Consider the following 15983-nt stretch of genomic DNA (forward strand, 5'->3'; position numbering starts at 1 on the left):
TTTATCTGTACAACCTTTTTCAATAATTAATTATTCCTCAAATGAAGTCATGGGATAATTAATTACGAATTACGAATTATATTGACAGTTGGCACTTAAGTTCTGCCTTTCTTAATAACCCAACACCGAACAAGATCATGGCATCGTCTCATCAGCCTATCTGGGCATTATCGGTTGAAGAGGTCTATGAGTCACTAGGGAGCGCTACCAATGGCTTATCGGCAGATGAAGCTCAAGCAAGATTTGTACAATTCGGCGCAAATGAGTTACCAGAACCAGCTCATCGTCCCCTGTGGCTGCGTTTTACTGATCAACTAACTCATTTCATGGCTTTACTGCTCTGGGTGGCGGGTATTTTAGCGTTTATTTCGCGGACACCGGAACTCGGCTGGGCAATTTGGGCGGTAATCTGGATTAACGCTATCTTTAGTTTTTGGCAAGAGTTTCAAGCAGAACAAGCGCTATCGGCTTTAAAAAAAGTATTGCCGATGCAGGTGAAAGTGTATCGAGATGGGGAACTGAAGCAAATCCCAGCGCGAGAGTTGGTGCGTGGTGATGTGATGCAGTTAGAAGAAGGCGATCGCATTTCTGCTGATGCACGTCTGATATCTGCTGATAACTTGTATTTGGATGTGTCGGTGATGACAGGGGAGTCTTTACCCGTAGCGCGGAATGCTTACCCAGTCAGGTTGCGGGAAGCTGTACCGATTCGCGGTGGTAAAACTTTGCTACGTCCAGGCGAGCAACCGATGCAAGAAAAGGTGAATCCCTCGGAAATCGCCAATTTAGTGTTAGCGGGTTCCACTGTCGCCGCCGGGCGTGCTGTGGCGGTGGTTTATGCTACGGGTGCCCAAACAGAATTTGGACAGGTTGCCCATTTAACAACAGTCGTCAAGCGGGAACCCAGCACCTTAGAAGTCCAGGTGGCTTATATTGTGCGGATGATCACTGCGATCGCTGTCAGCATGGGAATTATTGTTTTCTTGCTGGCGTATTTTTTGGTGGGGATAGAGGTTAAAGAAAGTTTTATTTTTGCGATCGGGATTATTGTGGCACTCGTGCCAGAAGGATTATTACCAACTGTCACTTTATCCTTGGCGATTGGTGTCCGACGCATGGCCAGGCGCAATGCCCTAGTCAGGCGGCTGTCATCTGTGGAAACCCTCAGCGCTACCACTGTGATTTGCACCGATAAGACAGGGACGCTAACAAAAAATGAAATGACGGTGCGCTATCTCTGGTTACCCGAAGAGTCTCATCCTTCTAGTTCCCAGGCTTTAATTGAGGTCACAGGTGCAGGTTACGATCCCACAGTTGGTAAAGTGAGATTACCATCAGATACCGCCGTCGCCTGGAAAGCCAATCTTTTACTCATCGGTTCTGCCCTTTGTTCTAACGCCCGCCTAATTCACCTGACAGCCCCTAGCCGTTGGCAAGAAATTGGCGATCCAACGGAAGCAGCCTTGCTAGTAGTAGCTGCTAAAGCGGGACTGAATTTAGAAAATTTACAACAGCAGTTACCACGGTTGCGCGAGATTCCCTTCGATTCTCGCCGTCGGATGATGACGGTGGTGCTAAATTGGCAAGCTGCGGAGTTATGGCAAGATGAATTGCCCTATTTAGCATTTACTAAAGGTGCGCCTCTAGAAGTTTTGAAGCATTGCCATACAATTCTGCATGATGGCACCGTACAGGAATTAACCCACGAGGCTTGGGATGATGTTGTCCAAGCTAATGATGATTTAGCAAGGCAAGGATTTCGCGTTTTGGGATTGGCGGCGCGCCGGGGTAGCCAAGAGTTGCTGGATCTCAAAGCCCAGGATCTAGAGCAAAACTTGATTTTTATTGGCTTGGTGGCTATGTTCGATCCGCCTCGAGAAGAGGTAGCCGATGCGATCGCTAAATGTCATCAAGCTGGGATTAAAGTCACAATGGTAACTGGCGATTATGGCTTGACTGCGGAAGCGATCGCCCGCAATATTGGTTTGCTAGCTGATAAGGTGCGCGTCGTTACTGGTGAAGGCATGGGACATATCTCCGATGCCCAACTGCGGCAAATTGTTAAATATCGTACAGGCTTAGTGTTTGCGCGGATGTCACCAGAACATAAACTGCGCCTCGTCCAAGCTTATAAAGATATCGGGGAAGTAGTAGCAGTTACAGGCGATGGCGTGAACGATGCACCTGCGCTACGTGCGGCGAATATTGGCATTGCGATGGGATTGAACGGCACAGATGTCGCCAGAGAAGCCGCCGATATTGTACTGACAGACGACAACTTTGCCACTATCGTCGCCGCAGTTGAGCAAGGACGCTCAGTCTATCAGAATATTCGCAAGTTCATGACCTATATTTTGGCATCCAATGTTGCCGAACTGGTGCCATTTCTGTTGATGGTTACCCTCAAAATCCCGCCAGCGTTAATCATTATGCAAATTCTGATTGTGGATTTGGGAACCGATATCATCCCAGCCCTGGCACTAGGTGCTGAACGTGCCGAAGCAGGTACAATGCAGATGCCGCCTCGTGCCAAATCGAAACCACTGCTGGATCGTTCTTTACTCTTACGCGCCTACTGTTTCTTAGGATTAATCGAAGCAGCTTTAGGAATGGCTGGCTTCTTCATGGTTTGGCAAAGCTACGGTTACAACTTGGCATCATTGCAAGCGATCGCACCAGCAATTCTTTCTCGCACCGCCGATCCTGCGATCGCCTTGATTTATGCTCAAGCTACTACTATGACTTTAGCAATTATTGTTGCTTGTCAAGACGGTAACGTTTTTGCTTGTCGTTCTGAGCGTACTTCTATATTGCGATTAGGATTCTTTTCTAATCCTTTTATCTGGCTGGGAATTGCCACAGAATGGACTTTGATTCTCGCCATCATTGAAATTCCTCCTCTGCGGCATATCTTTTCTACTTCTCCATTGACACTTTGGCAATGGTTATTTTTGTTAATCTGTCCGCCACTTTTATTAGGTGCAGAAGAATTACGTAAAACTTGGCTGCGTCAAAGACGGAAACACAAAATCTTAAATTAGATAAAATTGAAAATTTTCTTCATTAATTAAGGATAAAAGTTTTTCACATTTATCCTTTTAAATTTCATATTTGTTTCTCAAAAAAATAGAAATCTTGCTTTTATTCAGTTTATACCAATTGAAAAAAGAATGCCATAAATTGTAAGGGCAAGGCACTGCCCATTGGTGTCAACTTAACGTGAAACCCGCTCTTGTGCAAGATTTCGCCCTCACCCCCAGCCCCTCTCCCACAGGGAGAAGGGAGCAAGAGATTTAGTTCCCCTTCTCCTGCGGGAGAAGGGGTTAGGGGATGAGGGCGCGAGGTATTTGTACAACGCCCGCCCTATATCGCTTTTAACTTAAGTTGACACGTATGGGCAATGCCTTGCCCCTACAATCTGTCGCATTCTTTTTTCTAATTTGTATATTTACTATTTCCAGCTACATAATATTTATCTATTAAGCAATTTTACAAAAAAATCAATAATCAAACATATTTAATTACATAATTTCATAGCCAATGTCAGATTCACCCTTGATAGATAATCAAACTCAGCATGAGTATTCAATATGCGAGATAATCTTTAAAAGATACAAGGGTGAATTCCATTGCTACCACAATCAGAACTCACAGAAAATTCGTCAATGCAAGCCATCCAGCGTGTTTTGGTGAGCTTAAGAAATTATCGATGGATTTCCTTAGGAGCTTTATTAAGTCTCTTACTTTTGACAGTTGCGAATGCAATTACCCCCCAATTATTTCGCTGGGGAATTGATGGAGGTATTATCCAGCAAAATTTACAAATAGTGCTTTATAGTGCTGCATGGATGGTAGTTGCAGCGATCGCGCGGGGTTTGTTTAATTTTGGACAAAGCTATTGGGCAGAAGCGGCTTCTCAAGGTGTAGCCTATGATTTACGCAATAAGATTTTCAGCAAAATTCAAAATCTCAGTTTTAGCTATCACGACAAGGCGCAAACTTCGCAACTATTAACTCGGGTTACCAGCGACATTGAACAAATCCGCACCTTTATTGGTACTAGCTTAATTCAGGTAATTGGTGCAGTGGTGACATTGGTAACGATTTCGGTAGTTCTGCTAATCATGAACTGGCGATTGGCATTAATTACCTTAACAGTTGTGCCAATCTCAGGATGGTTAATGGCCAGATTTATTAGCCGCAATGACCGATTATTTGGTCAGATACAACAACAACTGGGTGATCTGAATGCAGTATTACAAGAAAATCTGGTAGGAATTAGGGTAGTTAAAGCTTTCGTGCGCGAGTCGGCGGAAAGGTCACGTTATACGGGACTAAATAATGCCCTCGTCACGGCTAACATGAGGACTATTGATGCTATCCACAATACCTTCCCCTTTATCTTTTTGCTGAGTAATTTAGTGACTCTGGCTGTTTTTGGCTATGGGGGAGCGCAAGTAATTGGTCAAAGGTTCTCGATTGGCGAACTGGTAGCTTTTAACTCCTATTTAGTTTTAGTATTGCAACCAATTTTATTAATTGGGTTTGCTGCACCTGCGATCGCACAAGCTGCGGCTTCAGCACAGCGAGTTTATGAAGTGGTAGACGCAGCCGTGGAAATTCGCGATCGCTCTGATGCAATTGAGTTTAAAACTTGTGGTGGTAGAATCACCTTTGAAAACGTCTCTTTCCGTTATCCCGGCGCTACAACCGAAGCCCTGAAGGATGTTTCTTTTGAAACCAAGCCGAAAGAACTGATCGCTGTTTTGGGAATGACAGGTTCCGGTAAAAGTACTGTGATGAACTTGATTCCCCGCTTTTATGATGTTACTAAAGGCGCAATTCGCATTGATGGGCGGGATGTGCGAGATTTTACCCTTAAAAGCTTAAGAGCGCATATTGGTATTGTTTTTCAAGAAACCACGCTATTTTCTGGCACTCTCCGCGAGAATATCGCTTACGCTAAACCCAACGCCACATTAGCAGAAGTCATTGAAGCCGCAAAAACTGCCCAAATTCATGATTTCATCGACGGTTTACCCGATGGCTACGAGACAATAGTCGGGGAGAGGGGTATCGGTTTATCGGGTGGACAAAAGCAACGGATTGCGATCGCTCGTACCCTACTCACCGATTACAGTATTCTGATTTTGGATGACAGTACCTCGGCTGTAGATGCCAAAACAGCAGCGCAAATCCAAGCCGAACTCGATAACTTAATGCGTCGCAAAGCATGTGTCACCTTTGTTGTGGCTCAACGCATTAGTACAGTCAAGAATGCCGATCGCATTTTGTTAATTGATAAAGGAAAGTTGGTAGCCCAAGGAACCCACGAACAATTAATGCAAACCAGCCCGCTTTACGGTGCAATTTTGGAATCTCAAGTCAAGGCTAAGGAGAAAGAATGATATCTAACTAATTAATACCAACAGTAGTCATGAACTGTATACAGAAAATCTCTCTTCCTTATGCCCATTTTGAAGACAGTATTTGAGATTCCTGTATAGCCTAACGGCCAAGACTTTTAATCTAAAATCCAAAATCTAAAATCTAAAATTGCTATGAGAGGTATCGGCCCAGTTGTTGCGCCTGAACAACAAGCAACTAATCAACTCTCAACCTTGCGGCGCTTTTTACAATACTTGCGACCTTACCGCAAAGAAATTCCCATTGCCTTGACATTAGTCATGATTGGTGCATCAACCCAGGCGATCGGGCCATTTCTACTTGGCTGGTCAGTGGATCACCTAATTGCACAGGGTAATTTGCAGGGATTGCTCTTGCTATTAGCCTTACTAGGGGTAATTTATAGCCTTGGTGTCTGGGCAATTCGCGGTCAAATTATGCGAGTTGGCTGGATTATGCAGCGCTTGCTGGCGCAACTACGACAAGATATTTTCATTAAAATTCAGAGTTTACCACTGAGCTTTTTTGACCGCAGTGAAGCTGGCGATTTGATGAGCCGTCTGCTAAATGATGTCAACACTGTCAATCAAGCATTTGGGCAAACAATCGCCCAAATGTTAGGTAATATTTTCAGTTTGGTGGGCATTGTGATTGCCATGCTGACAATCAATCTGCAACTTGGTTTGTTGAGTAACCTAGTTGTACCACTAATGATTTTAACTACCAGCTTGTTTGCTCGTTGGGCAAGAGCCAGATTTCGTGTCACTAGGCAAACCATCGGCGAACTTTCCGCCAAATTGGAAGAAGATATTGGTAGTGTGCGGGAAGCACAAGCATTTAACCGCGTACATATTAATATCGCCGAGTTTGACATTCTCAACGCTGCTAATCGGGATGCCAATGTGGAAGCTGTGGCAATTACTGCGGCATTTTTACCATCGATTGATTTTCTTAACACCCTAGCAACCGCAGGTGTTCTCGCCTATGGCGGCTATCTAGCTGTTACTGGTGGCGCAACAGTGGGTGTAGTGACATCCTTTTTACTGTATGTACAGCAGTTTTTCCGTCCTATTCAAATTCTTAGTCAGTTTTACACTCAAGCTCAGTCTGCATTTGCCGGATTAGAGCGAATTTTCCTACTTTTAGATGAACCATCCCAACTCAATGATGTTCCTGATGCCATTGAAATGCCACCAATTCAAGGAGAGGTAACTTTTGAGGATGTCAAATTTGGTTATAACCCAGAGCAACTAGTACTAAAAGGTGTAAATTTACACGCTTATCCAGGACAGATGATCGCCTTAGTCGGCCCTACTGGCTCAGGCAAAACCACCATTATTAACCTGATATTGCGCTTTTATGATGTCTCTGATGGCGCAGTCAAAATTGATGAAATCGATGTGCGGAGTGTGACGCAAGCTAGTTTGCGCCGTCAAATTGGCATTGTCCTGCAAGATAATATTTTATTTAGCGGTACTGTAGCGGAAAATATTGCCTTTGGTGTTCCTAACGCTACCCAAGCAGATATCGAAGCTGCAGCACAACTGGCAAATGTGCATGAGTTCATCACCTCATTACCCCAAGGTTACACCACTCAATTAGGTGAACGAGGCGCACCTCTCAGCCAAGGACAACGCCAACTAATTAGTATTGCCCGTGCAGTGTTGATTAACCCACGAATTTTGATACTTGATGAAGCTACCAGCAGTATAGACACCCGCACCGAAGCACTCGTACAAAGTGCGATCGCACGCTTGCTGCAAGGACGTACCAGCTTTGTCATTGCTCACCGCCTCAGTACTGTAACTCAGGCTTCCCAGGTGTTAGTCATTCAGCAAGGACAAATTGTCGAACGGGGAACTCATGCAGAACTAATTGCTAAACAAGGTGTCTATGCAAACTTGTATGCTCTTCAGTTGGGTGCAACTGCTACATAACCAGTGGTCTGCCGCATTAGTTGTGAGAAGTTGGTGGTGGTCAGATCCCCGACTTCTTAAAGAAGTCGGGGATCTAGCAACCCAGCAAGGGTCTTAAAAAACTAAAATACAGAAAACTTCGTTGTATTAAATTATTATGTTTGAAAGAGTTTTAATTTCCACAGATTTTGCTGATGGTTTGCACCGTCTGGCACATTTTGTTTCTAGCCTCGGGCTAGCAGGAATCAAGCAAATTGTGTTTTTGCACGTTGTACCAGTTTGGGAAAAAGGCGCTATTCCAAAAGTGGATACTGAGAAAATTGCAGAAGCACAAACGCAATTAGCAGCAGCAGTTGGTGAACATAATTCAGATGTAGAAGTAAAAATAGAAGTTCAATCAGGAAAACCAGTCGAAAACATTCTGAAAGTAGCGCAAACTTATCAATCTGAACTAATTATTTTAGGTTCTCAAAGTCGCAGCTTATTCACAGAAAAATTAGTGGGAAGTACGATGTCTGACTTATCCCACCAAACCAAAATTCCTCTATTAGTCTTACGTCCTCAGTTAATATCTGCCTATACTGACGAAGAATTAACACTGCGTTGTCAGCACCTTTTCCGTTCTTTACTACTTCCCTATAACAATACTCAATCAGCGAATTATCTGGTAAAACAGGTGAAAAATTTAGCAGAGAAACAGCGTGGCCAATCTCTGCAAAATTGTCAGCTTTGTTGGGTAATAGATGACTGTGGTCGTCAAGAAAGACCACCAAAAATTTTGCCACAGCAGGCGCAAGCAACTCTATCTCAAATTAAAGCTGATTTGGAAGGAGTAAATTTACAAGTCAAAACAGAAGTTCGGGAAGGAAACCCTGTAAATCAGATTTTAGAAACAGCTTTCATGGCTGATATTAGTGCAATTGCTGTGTCTTCCGAAACTATAGGTAAGCTCCAGGAATGGTTGGTTTCTAGTTTTGCGGCTGAAATCTTGCGTCAAAGCTGGTATCCTGTAATCTTTTTCCCATTCCCAGGAAGCTAATACGATTTTAGATTTTGGATTTTGGATTTTGGATTTTGGATGAAGTAAATCGCCCTACTTAAATATTTTTGGTCAAATTTTCGGGGAACTGAGGCTACTCACGATTAGCAGTGACCAAGGAACTTTGATATCTGGTATCAGCCAGGAATTTTTTCTCAGTTGTGGTATTGCCATAGGTAGCAGAAACCGCAAAGAACGTAGTGATACAGGTAGGTTTCCTTCTTGATCTACCACTCCATATCGCTGTGCTAATTCGGCAACAATATGTACATGCCCTGTACGGGATATTACTGTGGAATCGTTGGCTAGTTTAGCAATTACTCGTCCTGTTAATAGCGGTGTTTCCCAGTTGTAGCGATCGCTAAACATGGATTTTTTCGGGTCAGTTGATTTGCTGTCAGCCATTTCTGCGGCGATGCTGCTAATATGTTCTGTGCCCACAATCCCCGGCCAAAGGGAGATTGAAGCCACATTATAGGGTTTTAGTTCAACAGCCATATCCGTAGCGAGGCGATCGCACGCGGCTTTACCCGCACCATAGGCTGCACCAAAAATATACGACAGCCCACCCCAAGAGGAAATATTACAAATTAATCCTTGTTGACGTTTAGCCATCATTCTGGCTGCAAAAATACTTGCTACATAGTGACTACGTAAACCGACATTGTTGCAAGCATCCCACAGACTCGCGTCAAAATCCCAAAAAGGTTGATCACCAATCTTTCTTAAAGCTGGGACTCCTGAAAATACATTATTTACCAACAAATCCAGCTTTCCATCTTGTTCTTGTTCAATGCGTTGAAAAAGCGATCGCACTTGCTCATCATCACTGTGATCGACTGCAATCGGAATGCAGACACCGCCAGCTGCTTCTACTGCTAATTTGGTGTCATTTAAATTACCTCCAATATCATCCTGAGCATTAGAGTTATTCAGGCTGCGCCCTGTAATGTATACAGTTGCGCCTGCTTCACCTAGTCCAATGGCAATTCCCTTACCAATACCCCTAGTGGCTCCTGTGACTAATGTGACTTTTCCTTGGAGATATTTCATAATTGCTGGCTTTGCTTGTAATTACCTAAACAAAATTAATTTATCAAACTAGCATTTTTCAACCTAACACTTCCTTTCTCTTAAGTGTGGTTGGTCTCATAGTTTTTTGGGAATAATAAGTGCCAAACGGCTATATAAATTTTGATTTTTAGCAAATAAAATTGATTTGTGGAGTATAACCATGACAAGAGAAAGTGATAAATTTTCCCACATTAATGGCTATGAATTCGTCGCCAAACTCTACCAAGGTTATAAAAGCGAAGTTTATCGCGCTATTAGAGTTGCGGATCAACAGGCTGTTGTCATCAAAATATTACGGTTGGAATTTCCTAGTTTCAACGAACTGTTGCAATTTCGCAACCAATATACTATTGCTAAACATCTTGATACTCCCGGTATCGTCTGTCCTTTAAGTTTAGAAGCTTACCGTAATAGCTATGCATTGGTAATGGAAGATTCTGGAGGAATTTCTTTAAAAGAATACACCAGCAATCAACCACTAGCATTGATCGAATTTTTGCAAATAGCACTGCAATTAACTGAGATTATTGACTATTTATACCAAAATCGCGTCATCCACAAAGATATTAAACCTGCGAATATTCTCATTCATCCAAAAACTCAAGAAGTTAAACTCATCGACTTTAGTATTGCTTCTTTATTACCTAGAGAAACCCAAACCATGATCAGTCCTAACGTTTTAGAAGGGACTTTAGCTTATTTATCCCCCGAACAAACAGGACGGATGAATCGGGGTATAGATTACCGCAGTGATTTTTATTCCTTGGGTGTAACATTTTTTGAACTACTGACAGGAAAATTACCGTTTAATTCTCATGAACCGATGGAGTTGGTACATTGTCATATTGCCAAACAACCGCCTTTAGTGAATGAAATTAACCCTGCAATTCCTCTAGTACTGGGTGAGATTGTGAGTAAATTAATGGCAAAAAATGCCGAAGACCGCTATCAAAGTGGCTTAGGTTTGAAATATGATTTGCAAAAATGTCTCGCTCAATTAAACGCTACCGGGAAAATTGCCTACTTCGATATTGGCAAACGAGATATATGCGATCGCTTCATTATCCCCGAAAAACTCTATGGGCGAGAAACAGAAGTTCAAACTTTACTCAGCGCGTTTGATCGCGTTGCCAATAATAACTCAGAATTGATGTTGGTTGCTGGTTTTTCTGGTACGGGAAAAACTGCTGTTGTCAATGAAATTCATAAACCAATTGTCAAACAACATGGGTATTTTATTAAAGGTAAGTTTGACCAGTTTAATCGTAACGTTCCTTTCTCTGCCTTTGTCCAAGCCTTGCGGGATTTGATGGGACAATTACTGACTGAAAGTGATAGCCAATTGCAACAATGGAAAACTCAAATTCTATCAGCATTAGGTGATAACGGACAGGTAATTATTGAAGTAATTCCCGAGTTAGAAGAGATTATTGGTACACAACCACCTGTACCAGAACTTTCTGGGAATGCAGCCCAAAATCGCTTTAATTTATTGTTTCAAAAATTTATTTCTACTTTCACTATTCCCGAACATCCTTTAGTAATTTTTCTGGATGATTTACAATGGGCAGATTTGGCTTCGCTAAAACTCATGCAACTCTTAATGAGTGAAGCCAATCGCGGCTATTTACTAATTATTGGTGCTTATCGAGATAACGAAGTTTCTCCTATTCACCCTTTAAGCTTAACTCTATTTGAAATTATCAAAACCAAAGCAACAGTCAACACCATTACTTTAAGCCCACTGAATAAATCTGATATTAATCTCCTGATAGCTGATACTCTTAGTTGTACTGAAGAGATTGCCCTCCCTTTAACAGAATTAGTCTATAAAAAAACTAAAGGTAATCCTTTTTTCAATAATCAATTTCTGAAAAAATTATATGAGGATGGGTTGATTACTTTTAATTTTGAGTTAGGCTATTGGCAATGCGACATTGCTGAAGTTACAGCCTTAGCTCTAACTGATGATGTGGTTGAATTTATGGCAATTCAGTTACAAAAGTTGCCACAAGCCACTCAAGATATTTTAAAATTAGCTGCTTGTATTGGTAACCGCTTTGACCTCAATACCCTAGCAATTATTTATCAGCATTCTCAAATTGAAACGGCTGCTGATTTATGGAAAGCTTTACAAGAAGGAGTGATTTTACCTAATAGTGAAGTTTATAAATTTTATCAGGAAACTGGGAAAGATTCTGACTCACAACCTTTTGCTAATGCCAGTTTCCAAGTTCCTACCTATAGATTTCTACACGACCGAGTACAGCAAGCATCTTACTCTTTAATTCCTGAAAATCAAAAACAAACAACTCACTTAAGTATTGGGCAGTTGTTACTGAAAAATACAGATGATGCAGACTTAGAAAACCGCATATTTAATATTGTTAATCAATTAAACTTAGGGATTGATTTAATTGTTGAACAAAATCAAAAAAATCAACTAGCTCAACTTAATTTAATTGCTGGTAATAGAGCTAAATCATCTACGGCTTATGCTGCGGCTGTGAGTTATTTCAGTATTGCTATGAAACTGCTAGCAGCTGATAGTTGGGATAGTGAATATGATTTGACTCTAGGACTTTACGAATCTGCGGCTGAATCAGAATATTTAAATACCAACTTTGATGCTTCTAAAAAATTAATCGATATCACCCTTCAGCACGCAAAAACAGCCTTAGAGAAAGTTAAAGTCTACGAAATTCAGATTCAATCGTACACCGCGCAAAATAAATTTATTGAAGCCATCGCGACAGGAAGGGAAGCCTTAAGCTTACTGGGTGTCACTTTACCAACAGACTGCGATCGCGAAACGACTTTCCAAGAAGCCGAACAAGTCAAACTGCTGTTAAGCGATCGCTTAATCAGCGACTTGGCTAATTTACCAGAACTCCTTGACCCCAATCAACTGTTCGCCTTGCGGATTCTCTCTGGCTTATTTGCACCAGTTTATATTGCTCAACCCGCATTGCTACCGTTAAAGATTTTCACAATGGTGAAAATTTGTATTCAACATGGTAACTCTCCCCAAGCTGCGATCGCCTATAGTTTGTATGGATTACTGTTGTGCGGTATGGGAGAAATTGATGCAGGTTATCAATTTGGTACTTTAGCAGTATTAATGTTAGAGCGTTTCCCAGCAAAAGAGCTAAAAAGTAGAGTTTATCTCACCTTCAGTTTATTTATTAAACACTGGAAAGACCCAATAAAATCTACATTACCATTATTCCAAGAAGGTTTAGTAAGTGGCTTAGAAACTGGGAATTTAGAATATGTAGGTTATTGCGCCAATTGCTATTGTCAGTTTCTCTTTTGGGCGGGAGAACATCTAGATATTGCTGAGTCTGAATCATTTAAATACTGCAACCTCATGGCAGAAATTAAGCAAGAGGTATCGTTAATTTGGGGTAAAATTTGGAGACAAACTGTCTTAAACTTACAAGGTAAAGTTAATAAACCTACGTTGCTTCTTGGTTCTGCTTTTAACGAAAAAACAGATTTACCGGGATTAATTGAATATCAAAATATTAACGGTATTTGTTATGTTTATCTAGCGAAAACTTTATTATCCTATTTCTTTGAAGACTACCAAGATGCATCTGAATTTGCTCAAAAATTTGAAGAATACGAAGCTGGTGCAACTGGTTTAGCAATTATTCCTCTGAGAAATTTTTACCAATCTCTCAGTTTACTTGGTTTATGCTCCACTGCTGGAGAATCACAAAAGCAAGAATATCTCAAAAAAGTCTCAGAAAATCAGCAGCAAATGCAGAAATGGGCAGAGTTCGCCCCAAGTAATTATCAGCATAAATATAATTTGATTGAAGCCGAAATAAATCGGGTTTTAAACAGAGAATTTGCTGCTTTTAATCTCTACGATGATGCTATTAAGCAAGCAAAAGAAAATGGCTATATTCAAGAATTAGCCCTTGCTAACGAACTTGCAGCAAAATTTTATCTCAACTGGGGTAAAGAAAAAGTTGCCGAAGCTTATATGCAAGAAGCTTATTACTGTTATGCTCATTGGGGAGCTAAAGCAAAAACTGATGACTTAGAAAAACGCTACACGCAACTGCTCCAACCAATTGTCCAACAACAAGAACACCGTTTCAATCCGCTACTAGAAACTATTCCTACTATTGCCTTTTCAGGGACTTCTGCATGTACTAACTCTTCTAGTACCAATGTTTCTGATGCTCTAGATTTTACCTCTGTCCTCAAAGCTGCTCAAGCTATCTCTAGTTCCATCCAATTAGATGAACTCATCACCAACCTTACCCGCATTATTCTAGAAAACTCTGGTGCCAAAAAATCTGCACTAATTCTTCCTGTAGAAGATACTTGGCAAGTCAGAGCAATTACCTTTATTACTTATCAAGAAAATTCCCAAACTCAAGTTAAAACTATTCTTGAATCACAGCCATTAGAGCAATGTCAAGATATTCCCATAAAAATTATCTATTATGTCAAAAATACTCAACAAACAGTCATCATCAATAATTTAGAAACTAATATTCCTGGCGTAATTGGGGAATATATGTTGAAGCATCAACCCAAGAGCGTTATTTGTACACCAATTATTAATCAAGGTTATTTAGTAGGCATTATCTATTTAGAAAATAAACTCACTCAAGGAGTATTTACTAATGACCGTTTGCAAGTGCTAAAATTACTTGCTTCCCAAGCAGCTATAGCATTAGAAAATGCGCGGATGTACCAACAAGCGCAACAAGCATTACAAGATTTACAACAAGCGCAATTACAAATAGTCCAAAGTGAAAAAATGTCAGCACTGGGAAATTTAGTTGCAGGGGTAGCCCATGAAATGAATAATCCTCTCGGCTTTATTTCTGCTAGCTTAACTCAAACTAAACCTAGCTTCGCAGATATTATAGAACATTTGAGACTTTACCAACAAAGCTTACCAAACCCTAACGACGAAATTATCAATCACGCAGAAGAAATTGATTTAGATTACCTATTAGATGATGTGCCCAAGGTAATTGATTCAATGGAAATTGCTTGTAATCGCCTGAGTAATATTAGCACCAGCTTAAGAACTTTTTCCCGTGCCGATAAAGATTACAAAGTAAAATTTAATATCCATGAAGGTATCGATAGCACAATTCTGATTCTTAAACATCGCCTCAAAGCTAACGAACACCGCCCAGCAATTGAAGTAATGACAAATTATGGCAATCTACCAAAAATAGAATGTTTTCCAGGGCAATTAAATCAGGTATTCATGAATATTTTAGCAAATGCCATTGATGCCTTAGATGAATCAAATACTGGACGGAGTTTTACAGAAATTCAAACCAATCCTAACCTGATTACAATTACTACATCTGTGCAAAATAAAAACGTAAAAATTTCTATTGCTGACAATGGACTGGGGATGTCAGAAGAAGTCAAAGCCAAGATTTTTGACCATTTATTTACTACTAAAGGTGTAGGTAAAGGAACAGGTTTAGGATTAGCGATCGCACGTCAAATTATTGTAGAAAAACATGAAGGCATCATTAATGTCAACTCTGCTCTAGGTAAGGGTACAGAATTTGAAATTCAGATTCCTATCTATGGCGATAATGACTAAATTCACCACAAAAGTAAAAGGGTAAAATTAAAACCCTTACCCTTTCCCCTTTAACCTTTCCCCTAAATCAATTTCTCAATGCTATTACTTATTTCCTTGAATCGCACCCATCCGCACAGTTCCCGCCTGACAATCCCGTAGCCAAATTTTAATTGCTTGAGCAATAGCGCTATTACTACTATCTCTTGGGGGAGATACTGGTTGTCCAGGAACAGATGCATCAGTTTGAGTAAACATCATTACCAAACGCCAGCCATTTTGAGTTTTAGTCAACAATAGCCAGTGGAACTCTTCTAATTCCACAGCTTTCCCCCCAACATACTGCCGTTCTAAAGTAGTAAAGAAAACTTGATCGACTCCTGATGATGAACTTTTTGCTGTCTCTGGGGTGTCAATTCCCGGATTCAAAGGTAAAGGTGTAAACTCTGGCCTACCTGCTAAAAGTATATAACTGTAAACTTCACTACTCCGGCTAAGACGGCGGGCGCGTTGACTGACGCGATTAGTATAACTCGGTAAATCGCGTAGCATCCAAGTAGTTAAAGATTGCACATCTTGCTCAGTGCAAGCAGACTTCACCTTATCCTTAGATACAGATGAGTTTTGCGAAAATGCTAAGTTATCAAAGCTGTTAAATACTAGCCAGAAGCAACAAACTATCAGCCAGAAGCGGCTTTTTTGGGGATTGGGGAACTCGGGGCCCCCTCTGGGGATAAGGGGTAATGGGGGCTGGGGAACTCGGGGCCCCCTCTGGGGATAAGGGGTAATGGGGACTGGGGACTGGGGATTAGGGGTAATGGGTAATGGGTAATGGAGATTGGTTTTCATGCTTGGTTTTGGGAGCGATCGCCTATCACTTCTGGAAGAGAGAATATTTCTGTTTTATGCCTCTTGGGAACTGCAAAAAATTAGATTATCGAGTTTTGAGAGCAAAGGCGAAATTATATTCCTC

At 41.1% G+C, this 15983-nt stretch carries 7 protein-coding genes; 5 read left to right on the forward strand and 2 right to left on the reverse strand.

Translation table 11 applies throughout. The annotated features are described in order from the left end of the window. The first annotated feature begins 137 nt into the window (after positions 1-137). The 4 genes from HG267_RS05585 to HG267_RS05600 all read left to right on the forward strand — a co-directional run bounded on the left by HG267_RS05585 (position 138) and on the right by HG267_RS05600 (position 8361). The gene (locus tag HG267_RS05585) at positions 138-3041 is read left to right on the forward strand and encodes a cation-translocating P-type ATPase (protein WP_045874003.1); all 2904 of its coding nucleotides are present in this window, start codon (positions 138-140) and stop codon (positions 3039-3041) included. A 624-nt stretch (positions 3042-3665) separates the two neighbouring features. Beyond that, a complete protein-coding gene (locus HG267_RS05590) occupies positions 3666-5408 on the forward strand; it encodes an ABC transporter ATP-binding protein (protein ID WP_194007883.1) in 1743 nt (580 codons plus the stop codon). A 153-nt stretch (positions 5409-5561) separates the two neighbouring features. Further along, positions 5562-7343 (forward strand): ABC transporter ATP-binding protein, encoded by a 1782-nt coding sequence (locus tag HG267_RS05595; RefSeq protein WP_045874005.1) that lies wholly within the window; start codon positions 5562-5564, stop codon positions 7341-7343. Positions 7344-7479: 136 nt separating this feature from the next. Then, entirely contained in the window at positions 7480-8361 is an 882-nt protein-coding gene (locus tag HG267_RS05600; protein WP_045874006.1) for a universal stress protein, read from the forward strand. Positions 8362-8433: 72 nt separating this feature from the next. Here the strand turns inward: HG267_RS05600 and HG267_RS05605 are convergent, their stop codons facing one another. Beyond that, positions 8434-9414: an SDR family NAD(P)-dependent oxidoreductase gene (locus HG267_RS05605; protein ID WP_045874007.1), complete on the reverse strand. Its 981-nt coding sequence runs from the start codon at positions 9412-9414 to the stop codon at positions 8434-8436. Between the two features lie 181 nt (positions 9415-9595). Between HG267_RS05605 and HG267_RS05610 the strand changes: the two genes are divergently transcribed. Continuing rightward, positions 9596-15031 carry an ATP-binding sensor histidine kinase gene (locus tag HG267_RS05610; RefSeq protein WP_045874008.1) on the forward strand — a complete coding sequence of 1812 codons (5436 nt, stop codon included), beginning with the start codon at positions 9596-9598 and terminating at the stop codon, positions 15029-15031. A gap of 84 nt (positions 15032-15115) precedes the next feature. Here HG267_RS05610 and HG267_RS05615 read toward each other — a convergent pair whose 3' ends face one another. After that, positions 15116-15859, reverse strand: coding sequence for a hypothetical protein (locus HG267_RS05615; protein ID WP_263420028.1), 744 nt, complete (start codon positions 15857-15859; stop codon positions 15116-15118). Between the last annotated feature and the right edge of the window lie 124 nt (positions 15860-15983).

It is taken from the genome of Tolypothrix sp. PCC 7601 (assembly GCF_025677855.1).
In the GTDB taxonomy this organism is placed as follows: domain Bacteria; phylum Cyanobacteriota; class Cyanobacteriia; order Cyanobacteriales; family Nostocaceae; genus Aulosira; species Aulosira diplosiphon.

What these genes read in the sequence shown, in the direction of transcription:
- HG267_RS05585 (WP_045874003.1), top strand. Translation starts at nt 138, where the DNA reads ATGGCATCGTCTCATCAGCCTATCTGGGCATTATCGGTTGAAGAGGTC.
- HG267_RS05590 (WP_194007883.1), top strand. Translation starts at nt 3,666, where the DNA reads ATGCAAGCCATCCAGCGTGTTTTGGTGAGCTTAAGAAATTATCGATGG.
- HG267_RS05595 (WP_045874005.1), top strand. Translation starts at nt 5,562, where the DNA reads ATGAGAGGTATCGGCCCAGTTGTTGCGCCTGAACAACAAGCAACTAAT.
- HG267_RS05600 (WP_045874006.1), top strand. Translation starts at nt 7,480, where the DNA reads ATGTTTGAAAGAGTTTTAATTTCCACAGATTTTGCTGATGGTTTGCAC.
- HG267_RS05605 (WP_045874007.1), bottom strand. Translation starts at nt 9,414, where the DNA reads ATGAAATATCTCCAAGGAAAAGTCACATTAGTCACAGGAGCCACTAGG.
- HG267_RS05610 (WP_045874008.1), top strand. Translation starts at nt 9,596, where the DNA reads ATGACAAGAGAAAGTGATAAATTTTCCCACATTAATGGCTATGAATTC.
- HG267_RS05615 (WP_263420028.1), bottom strand. Translation starts at nt 15,859, where the DNA reads ATGAAAACCAATCTCCATTACCCATTACCCATTACCCCTAATCCCCAG.